We start from the raw sequence: 17,269 nt of genomic DNA on the forward strand, positions 1-17,269 counted from the left end.
GCTCACGCGCCCGGTGCGGGCTCCGGCAGGCGCCGGGCCAGGGTCCAGGCCAGCAGGGGGAGGGCGGCGAGGGGGAGCAGGGCCGTCCGTACGGAGGTGGCGTCCGCGAGGGCGCCGATGACGGGGCTGGCCAGCCCGCCGACGCTGACCGTCAGGCCGAGGGTGACCCCGCCGGCCGTCCCCATGCGGGTCGGCAGGTAGTCCTGGCCCAGCGTGACCTGGAGCGAGAACGGCACGTACAGCGCGGCGGCCGCCAGCGCCGCGCAGACGTACACCAGGGGGAGGGGCAGCCACAGCACGCCCGCGACGGCGGGAGCGGCCGCCGCGTACGCCCGGCTGACGGTGGTGGTCCGGCCCCAGCGGGCGGCCAGCCGGCCGCCCAGCAGGGTGCCGCCCGCGCTGCCCGCGAACAGGGCGAACAGGGCCACCGTCCCGGCGGTCACACCGCCGCCGCGCTCGCGCACGTACAGGGCGATGAACGTGCTCAGTCCGATGAACGCGACGGACCGGACGACCACCACGAGGGAGAGCCGCAGGAACGCCCGCCGGTCCTCGGGCCCGGGCGTCCCGGCGGACGGAGCCGCCGCCGGTCCACCCGCCCCGTCCCGCGCCGGCCGGGGGAGGTTCAGTACGACGCCCAGCGCGGCCGGGAGGGTCAGCAGCCACCAGCCCGCCGGTCCGGGCACCGACAGGGCCAGGGCGACGAGCAGCGGTGCGCACGCGAAGCCGATGTTGCCGCCGAGCGCGAACCAGCTCATCGCCGTGTGCCCGGGGCCGCCCGCGCCGGTGCGGACCAGCCGCGCGGCCGCCGGGTGGTAGGCGGCCACACCCAGCCCGGACAGGGCCACGGCGGCGACGGTGGCCGGATATCCGGCGTCCGCGCCGACGAGGGCGATGCCCAGCCCGGCGGCGGCCGTGCTCAGCGGGATCAGCCACGGCATCGCCCGGCGGTCGGCCAGCGCCCCGAACAGCGGCTGGACCACGGAGGACAGCAGGGAGGCGGCCAGCACGATCCCGGAGGCGGCGGCGTAGCCGTAGGCGCGCTCGGAGACCAGGAAGGGGACGAGCGCGGCGACGGCGCCCTGGTAGACGTCCACGCAGGAATGGCCGGCCGCGTAGGCGGCCGTGCGGCGGCGCCTTACGGGACGCGTCCCCGTTGCGGCGGGCGGCTCGGAAGCGGTCTTCGATGAGTTCACCGTTCGACGATCGCCGGTGCCGCGGGCGGCCCGCTTCCGATAAATTGCCGGGTGATGCAGAAAATCCGCCACACCCCCCGGGCCGCGACGAGCATCCGCGCGCTCGACACACACGTCGGGATCGACCCGCACCGGCACGACGACCACCAGATCGCCTACGCCGGTTCCGGAGTGCTGTCCATCACCACCGACGCCGGCACCTGGGTGGCCCCCACCACCCGAGCCCTGTGGATCCCGGCCGGGACGGTGCACGAGCACCGCGCGTACGGGCGCAGCGACCTGCACTCCGTCGGCCTGCCGACCCGCCTCAACCCGCTGTCCCTGGACACCCCCGCCGTGATCGCCGTGGGACCGCTGCTGCGGGAGCTGATCCTGGCCTATACGCGGGCCCCCGAGGACGACGGCCCCGAGCGGAGCCGGATGCTCGGAGTCCTGCTCGACCAGCTGCGCGCCGCGCCCCTGCAGCCCCTGCACCTGCCCGCGCCCGCCGACCCCCGACTGGCGGCCGTGTGCGCCCTGCTGCACGCCGATCCGGCGGACTCCCGCGGGCTGGCGGCGCTGGGCGCGGCCGCCGGCGCCGGGGCGGGCGAGCGGACCCTGAGCCGCCTCTTCCGCTCCGAACTCGGCATGACCTTCCCGCAGTGGCGCACCCAGCTGCGCCTGCACCAAGCGCTGCGGCTGCTGGCCGTCGGCACCCCGGTCACCGCCGTCGCGCACCGCTGCGGCTGGTCCTCCGCGAGCGCCTTCATCGACGTCTTCCGCCGCGCCTTCGGCCACACCCCCGGGACCCACCCCGGCCGGCTTCCCTGAACCTACGGGCGCCCGTACCGGAGCTGGACGACGCCGTTGCCGAAGGTGTGGGTGCCCTCCAGCCGCAGCGGCACCAGCCCGCCGTCGGCGGGCGGGAACAGCGCTCTGCCGCGGCCGATGCGCACCGGGTGCACGAAGATCCGGTACGCGTCCACCAGATCGTGGCGCAGGAAGGCGGCAGCGAGATCGGCCCCGCCCACGACCAGGTCGCCTCCCGGGGCGGCCTTGAGCGCGGCGACCTCCGCCGGTACGACGTCCCGCACGAGGGTGGAGTTCCAGCCGAGGTCGGCGTCCGGCAGCGTGCGCGAGTACACGTACTTCGGCATGTCCCGCCAGATGCCGGCGAACTCGGCCTCCGGGGCGGAGGCGGCCGGGTCGGCATCGGCGGTCGGCCAGTACGCGGCCATCAGCTCGTGCGTGACCCGGCCGGACAGGAATCCGCCCAGCGGGCGGATCTCGTCGTTCATGTACTGGTGCAGTTCCTCGTCGACCCGGTGCCAGGAGATGTCCCCGTCCGGGCCCTCGAAGCAGCCGTCCAGGGACACCTGCATCATCAGGATGATCTTCCGCATGCCGATGCACGCTACATACTGGCCGGTGTGAAGACCGAAGACGGCGCAGACGACACGGCCCTGTTCACCACGGAGGGCCACACCGGGGTGATCACCCTCAACCGCCCCAGGGCCCTCAATGCCCTCACCCACCCCATGGTGTTGCGGATCGCCGAGGCGCTGACCGCCTGGGAGCGGGACCCTGCCGTCGTCCAGGTCCTCATCCGCGGCGCCGGCGAGCGCGGGCTGTGCGCCGGCGGGGACATCCGGGCCATCCACGACGACGCGAAGGCCGGCGGCGACGCCTCCGAGGGCTTCTGGCGCGACGAGTACCGGCTGAACGCGCGGATCGCCCGCTACCCGAAGCCCTACGTGGCCCTCATGGACGGCATCGTCATGGGCGGCGGCGTCGGCGTCTCCGCCCACGGCAGCGTGCGCGTCGTCACCGAACGCTCCCGCGTCGCCATGCCCGAGACCGGCATCGGCTTCGTCCCCGACGTGGGCGGTACCCACCTCCTGGCCCGCGCCCCGGGGGAGCTCGGCACCCACCTGGCCCTGACCGGGACGGCCGTGGGCGCGGCCGACGCGCTGCTGTGCGGGCTCGCCGACCACTTCGTACCCGCCGCCCGGCTGCCGGAGCTGACCGCCGCGCTCGCCGAGGCACCGGCGCGCGAGGTTTCAGCGCGCTTCGCGCAGCGGACCGCGCCGGGCGAACTGGCCGGGTGGCGCGCCTGGATCGACCGCTGCTACGCCGCCGAAACCGTCGAGGAGATCGTCGAGCGGCTGCTGGCCGAGGGGGATCCGGCCGCCAAGGAGGCCGCCGAGACGATCCTGGCCAAGTCCCCGACCTCGCTCAAGGTCACCCTGACCGCTCTCCGCCGGGCCCGGCGGCTCGGCTCCCTGGAGCGGGTGCTGGAGCAGGAGTTCCGCGTCTCCTGCCACGCCCTGCGCGCGCCCGACCTGGTGGAGGGCATACGGGCGCAGGTCGTCGACAAGGACCGCAACCCCCGTTGGTCCCCGCCCGCGCTGGCCGAGGTCACCGGCGCGGACGTGGAGCGGTTCTTCGCCCCGCTCGGGGAGGCCCGCGAACTCCGGCTGCCCTGAGGGCCGTCAGAGAGCAGGGGGCGGCCGGCCCGGTCAGCGGTAGCCGGTCACGTCGGCCGGGAGGCCCGGGTCCTGGACCTCGACCAGGTACCGCCAGGCGTCCGGCCGGCTGCCGTCGAGGTCCGTGAACCCGTACGCGCGGGCCAGCTGCGCGCTGGAGAGCGACTGCCCGTTCCAGCGCGCCACCTCCGGGTCCGCGGCGAGCGCGGCGACGCCCCGCCCGACGTACGAGGGGGTCTCGGAGATGGCGAAGTGCGGCATCTGCTCCAGCGCCTCTCGCCAGTTCGCCTCGGTCACCCCGAAGTTGTCGAGCATCATCTCCGAGCGCAGCCAGCCCGGCGTCAGCGCCACTGCCGTCGCCCCGCGCGGCCCCAGCTCGTGCCCGAGCGCGAACGCCATCCGCAGGACCGCCGACTTGGCGAGGTCGTAGAAGAACGAGACGCGGTAGTTGGCCGCGTTGTACTCGGCCGTGCCGTCCGTCATCTCCACCACCAGCCCGCCCGGCTCGCGCAGCAGCAGCGGCAGGGCGAAATGGCTCGTGATGGCATGGGTGTCCACCGCGAGCCGCAGGATGCGCAGCCCGTTGTCCAGGTCGTGCTCCCACACCGTGCTGTCCCACTCGAACAGCCGCTCGCCGCCCCAGATGTCGTTCACCAGCACGTCCAGGCGCCCCTGCTCGGCGCCGATCCGCCCGACCAGCGCCTCCACCTGCGCCGGCACGAGGTGGTCCGCGACCACCGCGATGCCCTGCCCGCCCGCCGCCGTGACCAGCTCCGCCGTCTCCTCGACGGTCTCCGGCCGGTCGTACTCCGAACGGCTGCCGCGCGTACTGCGGCCCGTCACGTACACCGTCGCGCCCTGCGCGCCGAGCTCGACCGCGGTGCCCCGGCCCGCGCCCCGCGTCGCCCCGGCCACCAGGGCGACCTTGCCTTCGAGGGGCCGCCGCTCTTCCGCCATGCCCCGACCCTACGCCGCGACCTCCCGCCGGGCACGCCGGCACGGGCGCGCGGACGGCCCGCGCCGGTGGCCGGATCGGCGCCCTTACGAGGCCGGCGCACGAATGGGTACGACTGGTCCCGAGATCCGCCCGAGAACCGCCCGTGACCCTCGGAGGCGTACGCCCGATGACCACTGCCGGCATGACGAGCTTCGACGAGATCTACGGACTGCCCGACCCGCGGGGATACTTCGGCCGACTGGGCCCGTACGCCTACCAGACCCCGGGCCACGCCCAGCCGGTGTTCCGCGCCCTGGCCGGCCAACTCGCCCCGGCGCGGCGGACGGTGCTCGACCTGTGCTGCTCGTACGGGATCAACACCGCGCTCCTCAACCACGACGTCACCCTCGACGAGCTGTACGCGCGCTACACCTCGCCGAAGGCGGTCGAGCTGGCCACCTCCGAACTCGCCGACCGGGACCGCGAGTTCTATGCCGCCCGGCGCCGACCCGACGCCGTGCGGGCCGTCGGCATCGACGTGTCGGGCCCCGCCCTGGAGTACGCGGTGGCCGTCGGACTGCTCGACGAGGGCCACTGCGTGGACCTGGAGGCCGAAGAGCCGGGGGAGCGGCTGCGGCGCTCCGCCGCCGGCACCGGCCTGATCACCATCACCGGCGGCACGAGCTTCCTCACCGGACGCACCTTCGCCCGCCTGCTCACCGCCGCCGGCCGCCCCGTGCCGGTGGCCGCCTACGTCCTGCGCACCCACGACTACCGGCCGATCTCCCACTGCCTGGAGTCGTACGGACTCACCGTCGAGAGGTCCACCGCCACCCAGCCGCAGCGGCGCTTCACCGACCCCGCCGAGCAGCAGCGGGCGGTGGCCGCCGTCACCGCGCTCGGCGAGGATCCGGCCGGCAAGGAGTCGGCGGGGTACTTCCACACCCGGCTGCACCTGGCCCGCTGACCCCTCCCGGCACCCGCCGCCCGAGCGCCCGTGGAACGGACTTGTCCAACCCGGCCTCCAGGCCGCACTGTTGCCCGAGATTCGTCCACTCGCCCAGACGGTCAGGAGACCCGGCTTGTCACCCGACAGCGCACCCGCACCCGCGCCCGCGTACGCCATCGACCCCGCCGGCGGCTGCCCGCACGCCCTCAACGCCCGGCTGCGCGCCCAGGGCGCCGTGGCGGACGTCGTCCTGCCCGGCGGGGTGCCCGGAGCCGTCGTCCTCGGACACGAGGCGCTGAAGGAGTTCCTCGCCCATCCCGACGCGGCCAAGGACGCCCGGCACTTCCCCGCCCTGCACGACGGCACCATCCCGCCCGACTGGCCGCTGCGGGTGTTCGCCAACGCCCAGGGCATGCACACCGCCGACGGCGCCGACCACCGCAGGCTGCGCTCCCTGGTCGGCAACGCCTTCACCGCCCGCCAGGTGGAGCGGCTGCGGCCGCGCATCGAGGAGCTGACCACCGGACTGCTCGACGACCTCGCCGAGGCGGCCGCCGAAGCCCCCGACGGGGTCGTGGACCTGCGCTCCCGCTTCGCGCTTCCGCTGCCGATGAGCGTCATCTGCGAGCTGCTCGGCGTGGATCCCGAGCACCGGGACCGGCTGCACCACCTGTCCCACACGGTGATCATCGCCACCGACACCACCCCCGCCGAGGTGATGGCCGCCGTACGGGAGCTCGTCGAGCTGATGGGCACGATCGCCGGCGCCCGCCGGGAAACCCCCGGCGAGGACCTGACCAGCGCGCTGATCGCCGCCCGCGAGGACGACGGCGACCGGCTCAGCGAGGCCGAACTCATCGGCACCATGCGCCTGATGCTGGTCGCGGGACACGAGACCACCCTCAACCTGATCGGCAACGCCGTCCGCGCCCTGTGCACCCACCGCGACCAGCTCGCCCTGGTCCAGGAGTCCAAGGCCACCTGGTCCGACGTGGTGGACGAGACCCTGCGCTGGGACGCACCGGTCAGCTGGTTCCCGTTCCGCTACGCCGCCCGTGACCTCACCGTCGACGGGACCGTGATCCCGCAGGGCACCCCGGTCCTCGCCGCCTACACCTCGGCCGGTCGCGACGAGGCCTTCCACGGCCCGGACGCCGACCGCTTCGACCTCACCCGCCGCGGCGCCGCCCGCCACCTCTCGTTCGGGCACGGCGCGCACTACTGCGTGGGCGCCCCGCTCGCCCGCCTGGAGGCCACCATCGCCCTGGAGCGGCTCTTCACCCGCTTCCCCGATCTCGACCTCGCCGTCCCCGAGCCCGAACTCCCGTACCTGCACAGCTTCATCGGCAACAGCGTCGAATCCCTCCCCGTCCGGCTGGCGTAGACCATCAGCCGCGGCCGTCGCCGGGCGGCGAGAGCTCCGTGCTCAGCCAGCCCAGCGCGTCCGCGTACATCGCCGTCCAGGTCTGGAAGTTGTGGCCGCCGGACGGGCGGACCAGGGTCTTCACCCGGACCCCGCTGCCCGCCGCGGCCCGGCTGAAGGCCTCCAGCTGCGCCGGCGGGCTGTCCTTGTCCTGCGCGGAGGTGGCCAGGAACAGCCCGACGTCGGCCCGCTTGGCCTGCCGGACCAGCCACAGCGGGCTGTTGCGCTCGCGCAGCACCGGATCGGCCAGGACCCCCGGATCCCCGCCCAGTGGATCCGGGTCCAGGGCCGCCCCCGCCCGGAACACCCTCGGGTACTGCAACGGCAGTTTGACCGCGCAGAACGCCCCCGTCGAGACCCCCATCAGCCCCCAGCCCTTCGGCTCGCGCAGCGTACGGAAGTTCTTCGCGACCAGGTCCGTCACGTCCTCCGCGAGCCAGCTGGCCACCTTCCGCGTCGGCGTGTTGCTGCAGTCGGTGTTCACCCCGCCCGGGTAGACGTCCGGGATCACCACGATGAACGGGAGCGCCGCGCCCAGCCGGACCAGCTGGTCCAGCGTCTCCGGCATGCCGCCCAGGTCGATCCAGGTCCGCGGCGAGCCCGGATACCCGTGCAGCAGCATCAGCACCGGGAACCGGGTCTTCTCCGCACCCGGCGCCCAGTACTCGGGCGGCGTCCACACGATCACCTGCCCGGCCAGTTTCGAATGCGAGCCGCGGAAATAGGTGCTCTGCGTACCGTCCCCGCCCTGGGTGAACTTGGCCCGGCCCAGCGGCGGCCCCGTCATCGCCGAGGAGTTCTGCGCGTTCTCCGTGCCCAGCAGGTCGTTCCACGAGGAGTAGAGCCCGTAGCTGCCGTTGATCCACGCCGCGATCACCGCGATGGACGTCAGCTGGCACAGCGCGATCATCAGCACCCGCACGGGCCAGCGCACCCACCCCGGCCCGGGGATCCGGTTCCACAGCAGCAGCGCGGCGAGCATCGCGAGCACGGTGACGGCGATGAGGGTGACGAGGAACGACGTACTGGTCAGCTCCACGAGGGCCGGCTCCTGACGTGCGGGTCGGTTTCCCAGGATGTCCGCATCATGCCTTCCTCCCGGGTCCCGGCCGGACACGCACCGACACCGAGTGCCACCCGGTCGCCCCGTCGGGGACGGTCCCCCTGCGCTCACCCGTCTGGACGGCGCCCGTACCGTCCGTGGCACGGACCTCCAGCGTGTGCTGCCCGGGACTCGCCTCCCACAACCACACCCACTCCCGCCAGGTGTCATTGCCGTCCGCCGCCCCGAGCCGGGCCTCCTGCCACGGCCCCGCGTCCACCCGTACCTCCACCCGGGCGATCCCCCGGTGCTGCGCCCACGCCACCCCCGCCACCGCCACCCGTCCCTCCTGCGGCCCGGCGGACGGGCGCGGGGTGTCGATCCGGGACTGCGTCTTGACCGGGCCCTGCTGCGCCCAGGACCGGCGCACCCAGTACGCGTCGTACGCCGCGAAGGTCGTCAGCCGCAGCTCGGTCAGCCACTTGCACGCCGAGACGTACCCGTACAGGCCCGGTACGACCATCCGTACGGGAAAGCCGTGCGCGAAGGGCAGCGGCTCGCCGTTCATTCCGACGGCCAGCAGCGCCTCCCGGCCGTCCATCACCGCCTCGACGGGCGTGCCGATCGTCATCCCGTCCACCGAGCGCGCCACGAGCTGGTCCGCCGGCCCGCCCTGCGAGGGCGGCCGGACCCCCGCCTCGCGCAGCAGGTCGGCCAGGCGCACGCCGAGCCAGCGGGCATTGCCCGCGTACGGGCCCCCGACCTCGTTCGACACGCAGCAGAGGGTGATGTCGTGCTCGACGAGCGGGCGGGCCAGCAGCTCGTGCAGCCCGAATTCGAGCGGGGTGGACACGCCCTCGCCGTGGACGCGCAGCCGCCAGGTGTCCGCGTCCACCCGGGGGACGACCAGCGCGGTGTCCACGCGGTAGAAATCCCGGTTGGGCGTCAGGAAGGGGGAGATCCCGGGCACCGGCAGCTGCGCGCCGGGCGGTACGGGCGGCGCGGGCACGGCCGGCTGCGGCAGGACCAGGTCCGCCCGCGAGGCCGTGGCCCCGGCCGATCCGTACGCGCCGAGCCGCCGCCCCGCGTACCCGATCCCCGCCGAGGCCACGAGGGCCGCGCCGACCAGCCGCCCGAAGCCGCGCCGGTCCATCGACCAGGCCCCGCCCGGCGGCGCGCCCACCGGCCGGGGCGTGGTCAACGCGCGGACCAGCAGGTACAGCACCCCGGCCGCGCCCAGCCCGCCGACCAGCGACGGGAGCGCGTCGTGCCAGGTCGCCTCGGGCCGGCTGAGCGCGGCCACCGCCCCGACCAGCCCGAAACAGCCCGCGAGCGCGATCCCGGCGGGCAGGTGCCGTACGGCGAGCACCCCGGCCAGGGCGGCCACCGCACCCAGGACGAGGACGATCCCGAGCGCCAGCAGCAGTTTGTCGGCGGTGCCGAACTCGCGGATCGCCCATTCCTTGACGCCCACCGGCGTACGGTCGACCACGGCTCCGCCGACCGCGGTGACCGGGGAGGCCTCCGGCCGGACGGCCGCCGCGGCCAGCTCCGCCAGGGCCAGTCCGGCGCAGGCGGCGACCAGCCCGCAGACGGCGCCGCCCAGGACGCGGCGGCGCCGCCGCCCGGGGTCCGTCTTCACACGGGTCGTCATGAGCAAGTCACCGTCCGCGTCACCGTTCGAGTCACCGTCCGCGAGGCCGTCCGCCGGGAAGCCGGCGGTTTCCAGTGTGACTCCGACCAGGGCGGACCCGCGTCCGCCCGCGCCCGTTCGGGTCAGTGCACGGGCGTCGGTGCCGGCGGCACCCGGCGGGGGGTGCGCGGCGAGCCGTCATGCACGGGGGTGGCCCTCGGAGGCGACCCGCTCCGCGGCCCGCCGGGCCATGGTCTCCAGGTGGTCCTCCGCTCCCGCGCCCGGCCGGCGGGCGGCCAGCTCGCCGCGCTTGCGCAGTTCCACGACCCCGTCGGTGAGCAGTTCCCGCGGATCGGAGCGGCGCGGTACGTCCTGGGCCGGCTCGGCGGGCTGGAGTAACCGGTCGAGCGTGGGCTGTTCGAGCTGTTCGAGCTCTGCGTGGTGTGCGTGCTGTGCGTGCTGCGCCGACTGCCCGGGCTGTCCGGGGCGCTCGTGTCCGGTCTGGGACATGCTCGGTGCACTCCTGCTGGCGTCGGGCCGCGTGACGGCGTCGGAAGGGGCGGCCGCCGGATGTTCCGACGGCCGCCCCTGGTGGTCGTTCCGAGCCAGTCAACCCAGTGCGCCTTGCGAGCGTCGAACCACCTGAGAGGCTCTCCCTCGCACGGGTAGTGGGATTCCCACGGGCGGGTGATGGTCGGCGCATCGTCCGATCGCCGCCGTCCCGGGTGGTGTAGGGGGTCAGCGGGCGGGCCCCTCCGAGGACTTCAGTGCCGCCGCGATGTCCGTCGCCAGGGTGTACGGATCCCCGCTCGGTCCGTCCGCCCCGCTCGGGTGCCGCGTGGTGCGCCGGGCCCACTCCTCCTCGAAGGCGTGCCAGTCGATCTCCCGGGGCGCCGCCCGCCGGACCAGGGACTCCTCCAGCGTCTCGAAGTACGTCGCCCAGCGGGGCGCGTACAGCTCCCCGATCAAGCCGCTCCATTCGCGGTTCGCGTAGTCGTGCAGGAAACCGCCCTCGCTGGTGCTGCGCCGGCCCCACACGCTCAGGATCGAGCGGGCGTCGTACTCGTACAGGTCCTGCTCGGCCTCGTCCGCACCCCAGGAGCGGGCCGCCGACAGCCAGTCCCCGAGCAGGAAGCTCGGGTCGGAGCCGGTGACGGCGTCCAACTGCCGCTCCCCGTCCGCCCATTCGGCCGTCAGTGCGCGGAACCGGGTCAGGTCCTTGGCCTCGTACGCCGCCTTGATCTTCGGCAGCAGCACCCGCGAGTGGTTGGCGAGGGCCTGCCGGGCGGTGTCCACCAGGTCGAAGCGGTAGGCGCTGGAGCCGCGGAGCTTCGGATCCACCTTGAGCAAGTGGTCCAGGGCCCGGCGCACCCCGTCGGCCGGGTAGCGCATCGACTTGGGGCTCCAGTACGCCGCCCCCACCGCGGTCAGGCTCGGCCGGGCGGTGAACAGGCTGTCCTGGGACTCCGACCACAGACCCGAGGAAGTGCTGTACGGGCCCGTGCGCAGCTCCTCCCAGGCGGCCGCCGCCTCCTTGTCGGGCCGCCCGTAGCGGCGGCCCGCGAAATCGGCGAACCACTTGCGCTGGTCGATCGGCCCGGGCTCCCAGGCGAGATCGGTGAACAGGTCGAAGGCGGCCGGGTTGGTGCCGGTGGCCTCCGGCAGGTACGCGATGCCCTTCAGGGCGCTGTTGGACTTGGCCCGCCAGGAGCCGAACCGGTCGATCCACACGGAGGTGTTCGCGCCGATCGTGGTGTGCCCGCCGAAGTTGTAGATCGTGCCCATCGCGTACGGGGCCCCGCCCCAGCGCGTCTCGCGGTCCAGGCGGTTGTACCGGTCGGACAGCCCGTCCAGGATCAGCAGCTTCGAGGTGTCCACCCCGGCGAGCAGCTCCGCCTTCGGACTGTCCTGCCACCCCAGCACCGCCCACATCGCCCCCGGGTGCGCGGCGTGCAGCGCCTTCTGGACGGCCCCCGCGGCCGCCTTCACGTCGACGGTGCCCACCGTCCCGCCCTCGTGCAGCGGGCTCATCCGGTACATGCCGCTGTCCCCGAACACGGCGCGCTGCTCCGCGTAGTACGCGGCGGCCAGCTTCCCGAACACCGGGGAGGTCGGGTCCAGCCAGTCGGGCCGGTCGAAGCCCGCCCAGTCGCCCTGCGCCACCGTCTTCGCGCCTGCGTTGCGGGTGGCGAACCCCGGCGGCACCGTACCGAAGTAGCCGGGCAGCACCGGGGTCATGCCGAGCCCGCGCAGCTGCTCGGCGATCCGCCCGCCGAGCTCGGCTCGCTCCTGCATCAGCCGCTCGGAGACCGGTCCGCCGAAGCCGCTCAGGTTCTGCAGCAGCCACCAGCTCTGGTGTCCGGGGCCGGGGATCCACTCGCGCAGTTCGGCGGCGGAGTAGCCGAAGCCCTGGAGCGCGCGGTAGTACGGGTACTCGGCGCCGGCCTGGACGAACACCTCGTTGATGCCGTGCAGGGCGAGGAGGTCGATCTGCCGCTGGTGCTGCTCGAAGGTGCGGTACGCGCCCGAGTAGCCGTCGTCGGTGTCGTTGAGGGCGTACCGGTGCGGGACGAGCGCACTGCGGGTGACCGGCGCGGGCACGGCGGGCAGCCGCGCGGGCAGCATCCCGATGCTCTCGCCGGGCCAGCCGATGTCGGCCCCGGCGACGTGCTGGAGGTACCAGCCGACGCCGGTGAGCAGGATGGCCCCGGTGGAGCCGCGTACGGTGATCGCGCCGGCCGACCCGGACACGGTGAACCGGTCGGCCCCGGCTGCCGGGTCGGGCACGAGGGTGAACTGGTCGGCGTGGCGCGGCAGCAGCCGCTCCAGCGCGTCCCGCGCCGGCCCGACGTCGAAGGCGCGGGGTACCGCTGCGGGCGCACGGCCTCGTACGAGGCCCCCGTCGACCGGGCCGGCCAGTGCGGGGGAGCCGGCGCCGAGCAGGGCCACCAGGGTGGCGAGGGCGACCCGGCGGCGCAGCTGCGCGCGCCGCCGGATCCGGGAAGTGGAGTTCGTCATCCGATGAGTCACCGATCCGTGCTCTGGTCCGAGGTCAGACGGGCAGGGACCAGGCCTGGTCGACGCGGTGGTCGCCGCAGTCGGTCAGGCGCAGCCGCTCGGCCGGGGCGTCCGGGGTCGCGGCCGCGGCGGGGGCCGTCAGGCACAGGCCGCTGACGTCCTCGACCAGCGCGCCGTCCCGCCGGTGCGTCCACCGCCGGCCCGGCTCACCGGGCGCGCAGCCGGCCAGTTCGACGACGCCGTTCTCGCCCGCCGACAGGCACTTGCCGGTCAGGCGTACGCTCGCCTCGGGCCCGAGCACCCAGCGCTGGTCGGCGGCCGCGGTGCACGGCGCCAGGACCACCGCGCCCACCCCGGTGGTGTTGACCCCGTCCGCGCACTGGGCGCCGTTCCCGGTGATCTGCCCGGTCGGCACGGCGTCGCCGCACCCCTCGTGCGGGGTGAGCCGGAAGACCGCCGTGTCGTGCGCGGCCACCTTCCCGGTCAGGGAGGTCGAGACCTCGCTGCTCCTGCCGCTCCACAGGTCCTTGGCATCGACCGTGCAGGAGTACAGCCCGATGTCGGTGAGCGGTACGGAGATGTCCCGCGCGCTGCCGGACCGGTTGAGCACGGCGACGGCGCGGTCACCGCCCGCCAGCGGCCGGGCCAGCACCTCGAAGGTGGCGTTGGCGGAGAGCACCGCGCCCTGGCGGCCCATCGGGTCCTGGTCCAGCGCGATCAGGTCGGTGTTGCCCAGGGCGGCCAGCCCGGCCGGGGTGAGCTTGGAGACGTCGGAGGACAGGATGAACGGGGCCGCCATCATCGCCCACAGCCCCACCTGGCTGCGGCTCTCGGCCTCGGTGAGACCGGGGGCGCCCGCGATCAGGAAGTCGGGGTCGTTCCAGTTGCCGGGGCCCGCGTACCGGCCGAGCCAGCGGTTGTAGCCGTAGTTGCCGAGCACCGAGCTCCACCGGGAGGTCGCGGGCGCGGCGGCGTTGTAGACCTTGATGTCCTTGCCCTCGCGCCACAGCTGGCCGGTCTCCCCGACCCAGCCGAGGACCTTGTGCCAGTCGGAGCCGCCCCACTCGCCCTGCTGGAAGTAGGCGGGGGCCGAGGCGGAGAGCACCATGTCGCGGCCGCTTCTGCGCAGGGCCTCTGCGACGGCGTTGTACGCGTCGCGGTACGCCTGCTCCTTCGTCTGCTCGGGCGGCACCCACAGGTTGCAGCCGTCCATCTTGACGTAGTCGACCTTCCACGACGCGAACTGCCGCGCGTCCTGGGCGTAGTGGTCCGGGCCGCCGCCGTCGGGCGAGCCGCTGCCGGGGTAGCGCTCGCAGGTGAGGGAGCCGGCGTCCTCGTAGATGCCGAACTTCAGGCCCTTGGCGTGCAGATGCTCGCCGAGCCAGGCCATGCCGTGCGGGAACTTCTGCGTGTCGACGACCAGGTTGCCGTCCGCGTCCCGGCTCCTGGTCATCCAGCAGTCGTCGACCGTCACCGTGTCATAGCCCTTGGCCGCGAGGCCGCTGGAGACGAGTGCGTCGGCGTTCGCGACCACCTTGGCCTCGTCGATGTCGCACATGTAGTGCGCCCAGTTGTTCCAGCCCATGGGCGGGGTGAGCGCGAGCGGGGCGTCCGAGGTCGCGTGGGGCTCGGCCGCCGCGGGGGCGGGGGCGAGGCAGAAGGCGAGCAGGGCGGCCGCGGTCAGGCAGGGGAGCGACGCACGCAGGCGAGGCGGCACGGAGACTCCTTGAGGTGGGGCTGCAGTGCGCTCAGTGCAGCGGTGCGACTACCCACTGTCAACATAAGTCGACGGTTATGGCTCAATGACCAGCAATATGGCCGTAGTCGACGTCACACGATCGGGGAGGGGCAGAGGCGATACGTCGTCTGTTACAGCGTCTGTTACGGTGTATCTCATGCCGAGGAGATCAGCAGCCCTGGACCGTGCGACGCCCGAGGCGATCGCCGTCGCCGCCCTGCGCCTGATCGACGAGGAGGGGCCGAACGCGCTGAGCTTCCGGGCCCTCGCCGACCGGCTGGAGGTCTCCCACGCCACCGTGCAGCGCCGCTGCACCGACCTCGCCGGGCTCCTCGACCTCTGCACCGAGCACCTCGCCGGCCGCCTACCCGAGATCCCGGCCGGGACCGCTTGGGCGGAGGCCACCGAGCTGCGGTTCACCGCGCTGTACCGGCTGCTCGTCGCGCACCCCGGGCTGCTGATGCTCCGCGGCGGCCGCCCCTGGCTCGGCCGCCAGCTGCTGGCCCGGCTGGTCGAGCCCGCGCTCGCCGACAGCGTGGCCGCCGGGATGACCGCCGCCGAGGCGATGACCGCGTACCGCCGCATGTACCTGCTCACCCTCGGCAGCGCCGCCTTCGTGGACCACCGGGATCCGGCCGGAGCCACCGCCGCCTCGCGGGCGGCCCTGGCCGCGCTGGATCCGGAGGTGTTCCCCGTGCTCGCGGGCGGGCTGGCCGACGTGCTGCCCGCCCTGACCGACCACGAGGTGTACTACGGCGCCCTGCGCCAGCTGATCGAGGCCAACCGGCCCGCCGCCTGAAGCCGCCCGAAGCCGCCCGAAGGAGACCCCGTCATGGAACAGCAGCTCGACTACGCCGCCGTACGCGCCGCCGCCGACCGGATAGCCGGATCGGTCCGCCCCGTCGCCGTCGTACCCGCGGCCGAGGGCCTCTGGTACGCGCTGGAGTACCTCCAGCACACCGGGTCCTTCAAGGCTCGCGGCGCCCGTAATTTCCTGGCCGCCCACCGTGACGCCGGCACCCTCCCGGACGCGGGCGTCACCATCGCCTCCGGCGGCAACGCGGGCCTCGCCTGCGCCTGGGCGGCCCGTGCGCAGTCCGTCCGCGCCACCGTGTTCCTGCCGGCCAACGCGCCGCGCGTGAAGGTGGAGCGGCTGCGCGGGTACGGGGCCGAGGTCCGGCTCGTCGGCGACCGGTACGCCGAAGCGCTGGCCGCGTGCGAGGAGTTCGCTGCGCAGAGCGGCGCGCTGAGCAGCCATGCGTACGACCACCCGCTGATCGCGGCGGGCGCGGGCACGCTGCTGGACGAGATCCGGGCCGGGCTGCCGGGTCTGGACACCGTGGTCGTCGCGGTGGGCGGCGGCGGGCTGTTCGCGGGGGTCGCGGCCGCGGCGCGCGAGCACGGCGTACGGGTGATCGCGGCCGAGCCGGAGAACTGCCGGGCCCTGAACGCGGCCCTGGAGGCGGGCCGGATCGTCGACGTGGCCGTGGACTCGGTCGCCGCCGACTCGCTGGGCGCCACCCGGGTCTCGGCGGCCGCGCTGGCCGCCGCGCAGGAGAAGAACGTACGGTCCGTCCTGGTCCCGGACCCGGCGATCACGGCGGCCCGGCGCGCGCTGTGGGAGGAGCACCGGATCGTGGTGGAGACGGGGGCGGCCACGGCCCTGGCGGCCGTACGGACCGTTCCGCAGCCGCTGGGCGAGCGCGTGGCCGTCATCCTGTGCGGCGCGAACACCGACCCCGGGGACCTGACGGCCCCGGACGGGGCGTCGTCCTAGTCGTCGTCCTCGCCCTCGCGGACCACGACCACCGTGCTCGCCGCGTACTGCACCACCTGCTGGCTCACCGAGCCGAGCAGGGCGCCCTTGAAGCCGCCGTATCCCCGGGTGCCGACCACCGTCAGATCCGCCTCCTTGGAGGCGTCCACCAGTACCTGGGCCGGCGAGCCCTGTTCGACCCGGCGGAAGACGGGGACGCCGGGTGAGGCGCCGACGGCCGCGGCCACGGTGTCCGCGAGGCGATTGCGGGCCGTCTCCTCGGCGCCGACCAGCTCGTCCGGGGTGCCGGTGCCCACGGCGAACGGGCTGGTGTTCCACTGCCAGCTCATGACGGCGTGCACCCGGCCGCCGATGGCTTTGGCCTGGGCGACGGCCCAGCGCAGGGCTTCCTTGGAGTGGTTCGAACCGTCCACGCCGACGACGATCAGAGGCTCGATGGTCTCACTCACGGTGGTTTCCTCTCGTTTCATCCGAATCGTCCGTACTCGGCCTCTTGTATACACGGATGAAGGGGTCCGACCTCGAACGGCGACGATCGTTGCGGGCGCCGAAGACTTTGGAGGACAGCGCGCGGTGCCGGTGGCTTGCGAAGGTCTGATTGTCAGGAGATCGGCAAGGTTCGGCAAGGTACGGAGGAACGGACGTGGCACAGCGCAAGGGCTGTCTGATCGGCTGCGGGGTGGCGCTGGTGCTCGGCATCGCAGCCGTCGGAGCCCTCCTCTTCGGCGTCGGGAAGGTGGTGGACGCGGCGGGCAAGACGATGCTCGAACCCGGCGTCTACCAGTCCGTGAACGTCGGCGACCCGCAGGACGCGGTCCGCGCGAAGATGCCGTCCGGGGAGAGCTTCATCAAGGGCGCCCTGAAGTCGAGCGGCCCGGCCGAACCCGAGGGCAGCGTCTGCTCCTGGTACATGTCCGCCGCGGACACCGAGGGGGAGACGGTGTACCGCTTCTGCTTCAAGGACGGAAAACTCGCCGAAAAAGTCGAGTACCGGATGAAGTAGGCGGAGCGGCGGCCGCCCGGCGAACCCGGCCGGGTCACCCTCTCCGCCAAGTCCCGCGGCTCCGAACGGGCCTGCGCCGCGGTGCGGT

At 74.0% G+C, this 17,269-nt stretch carries 16 protein-coding genes; 7 read left to right on the forward strand and 9 right to left on the reverse strand.

What is annotated here, in order from left to right; translation table 11 throughout:
- Nucleotides 1-2 precede the first annotated feature (2 nt).
- The gene (locus OG509_RS31240; RefSeq protein WP_406187731.1) at nucleotides 3-1,097 is read right to left on the reverse strand and encodes an MFS transporter; all 1,095 of its coding nucleotides are present in this window, start codon (nucleotides 1,095-1,097) and stop codon (nucleotides 3-5) included.
- Between the two features lie 153 nt (nucleotides 1,098-1,250).
- Between OG509_RS31240 and OG509_RS31245 the strand changes: the two genes are divergently transcribed.
- A complete protein-coding gene (locus OG509_RS31245; protein WP_406185953.1) occupies nucleotides 1,251-2,006 on the forward strand; it encodes an AraC family transcriptional regulator in 756 nt (251 codons plus the stop codon).
- Between the two features lie 2 nt (nucleotides 2,007-2,008).
- Here the strand turns inward: OG509_RS31245 and OG509_RS31250 are convergent, their stop codons facing one another.
- The gene (locus OG509_RS31250) at nucleotides 2,009-2,578 is read right to left on the reverse strand and encodes a dihydrofolate reductase family protein (protein ID WP_406185955.1); all 570 of its coding nucleotides are present in this window, start codon (nucleotides 2,576-2,578) and stop codon (nucleotides 2,009-2,011) included.
- 60 nt (nucleotides 2,579-2,638) lie between these two features.
- On the opposite strand from OG509_RS31250, the gene OG509_RS31255 reads away from it, so the two are divergent.
- Nucleotides 2,639-3,661 carry an enoyl-CoA hydratase/isomerase family protein gene (locus OG509_RS31255; RefSeq protein ID WP_406187732.1) on the forward strand — a complete coding sequence of 341 codons (1,023 nt, stop codon included), beginning with the start codon at nucleotides 2,639-2,641 and terminating at the stop codon, nucleotides 3,659-3,661.
- 33 nt (nucleotides 3,662-3,694) lie between these two features.
- On the opposite strand, the gene OG509_RS31260 is transcribed toward OG509_RS31255, so the two are convergent.
- A complete protein-coding gene (locus tag OG509_RS31260; RefSeq protein WP_406185956.1) occupies nucleotides 3,695-4,618 on the reverse strand; it encodes an SDR family oxidoreductase in 924 nt (307 codons plus the stop codon).
- A gap of 167 nt (nucleotides 4,619-4,785) precedes the next feature.
- Between OG509_RS31260 and OG509_RS31265 the strand changes: the two genes are divergently transcribed.
- A complete protein-coding gene (locus OG509_RS31265; RefSeq protein ID WP_406185957.1) occupies nucleotides 4,786-5,565 on the forward strand; it encodes a hypothetical protein in 780 nt (259 codons plus the stop codon).
- A gap of 115 nt (nucleotides 5,566-5,680) precedes the next feature.
- Nucleotides 5,681-6,931 carry a cytochrome P450 gene (locus tag OG509_RS31270; RefSeq protein WP_406185958.1) on the forward strand — a complete coding sequence of 417 codons (1,251 nt, stop codon included), beginning with the start codon at nucleotides 5,681-5,683 and terminating at the stop codon, nucleotides 6,929-6,931.
- Between the two features lie 4 nt (nucleotides 6,932-6,935).
- Here the strand turns inward: OG509_RS31270 and OG509_RS31275 are convergent, their stop codons facing one another.
- From OG509_RS31275 to OG509_RS31295, 5 genes are all read right to left on the reverse strand, one after another.
- Nucleotides 6,936-8,009 (reverse strand): alpha/beta hydrolase, encoded by a 1,074-nt coding sequence (locus OG509_RS31275; RefSeq protein WP_406185959.1) that lies wholly within the window; start codon nucleotides 8,007-8,009, stop codon nucleotides 6,936-6,938.
- Between the two features lie 46 nt (nucleotides 8,010-8,055).
- Complete coding sequence (locus tag OG509_RS31280; RefSeq protein WP_406185961.1) at nucleotides 8,056-9,666, reverse strand: molybdopterin-dependent oxidoreductase; 1,611 nt, start codon at nucleotides 9,664-9,666, stop codon at nucleotides 8,056-8,058.
- Between the two features lie 177 nt (nucleotides 9,667-9,843).
- Nucleotides 9,844-10,155 carry a hypothetical protein gene (locus OG509_RS31285; protein ID WP_406185963.1) on the reverse strand — a complete coding sequence of 104 codons (312 nt, stop codon included), beginning with the start codon at nucleotides 10,153-10,155 and terminating at the stop codon, nucleotides 9,844-9,846.
- 228 nt (nucleotides 10,156-10,383) lie between these two features.
- On the reverse strand, nucleotides 10,384-12,663 hold the full coding sequence (locus OG509_RS31290) for an alpha-N-acetylglucosaminidase (protein ID WP_406185964.1): 2,280 nt from the start codon (nucleotides 12,661-12,663) through the stop codon (nucleotides 10,384-10,386).
- 34 nt (nucleotides 12,664-12,697) lie between these two features.
- The gene (locus OG509_RS31295; RefSeq protein ID WP_406185966.1) at nucleotides 12,698-14,380 is read right to left on the reverse strand and encodes a ricin-type beta-trefoil lectin domain protein; all 1,683 of its coding nucleotides are present in this window, start codon (nucleotides 14,378-14,380) and stop codon (nucleotides 12,698-12,700) included.
- A 178-nt stretch (nucleotides 14,381-14,558) separates the two neighbouring features.
- On the opposite strand from OG509_RS31295, the gene OG509_RS31300 reads away from it, so the two are divergent.
- Complete coding sequence (locus OG509_RS31300) at nucleotides 14,559-15,200, forward strand: TetR/AcrR family transcriptional regulator (RefSeq protein WP_406185968.1); 642 nt, start codon at nucleotides 14,559-14,561, stop codon at nucleotides 15,198-15,200.
- Nucleotides 15,201-15,233: 33 nt separating this feature from the next.
- Nucleotides 15,234-16,178 carry a serine/threonine dehydratase gene (locus OG509_RS31305; RefSeq protein ID WP_406185969.1) on the forward strand — a complete coding sequence of 315 codons (945 nt, stop codon included), beginning with the start codon at nucleotides 15,234-15,236 and terminating at the stop codon, nucleotides 16,176-16,178.
- Here OG509_RS31305 and OG509_RS31310 read toward each other — a convergent pair.
- Nucleotides 16,175-16,627 carry a universal stress protein gene (locus tag OG509_RS31310; RefSeq protein WP_406185970.1) on the reverse strand — a complete coding sequence of 151 codons (453 nt, stop codon included), beginning with the start codon at nucleotides 16,625-16,627 and terminating at the stop codon, nucleotides 16,175-16,177. The genes OG509_RS31305 and OG509_RS31310 overlap by 4 nt on opposite strands.
- A 194-nt stretch (nucleotides 16,628-16,821) precedes the next feature.
- Here OG509_RS31310 and OG509_RS31315 point away from each other — a divergent pair, with 194 nt between their 5' ends.
- Nucleotides 16,822-17,181 carry a hypothetical protein gene (locus OG509_RS31315; protein WP_406185972.1) on the forward strand — a complete coding sequence of 120 codons (360 nt, stop codon included), beginning with the start codon at nucleotides 16,822-16,824 and terminating at the stop codon, nucleotides 17,179-17,181.
- Nucleotides 17,182-17,269 lie beyond the last annotated feature (88 nt).

This window comes from Streptomyces sp. NBC_01006 (genome assembly GCF_045162725.1).
Lineage (GTDB): Bacteria > Actinomycetota > Actinomycetes > Streptomycetales > Streptomycetaceae > Streptomyces.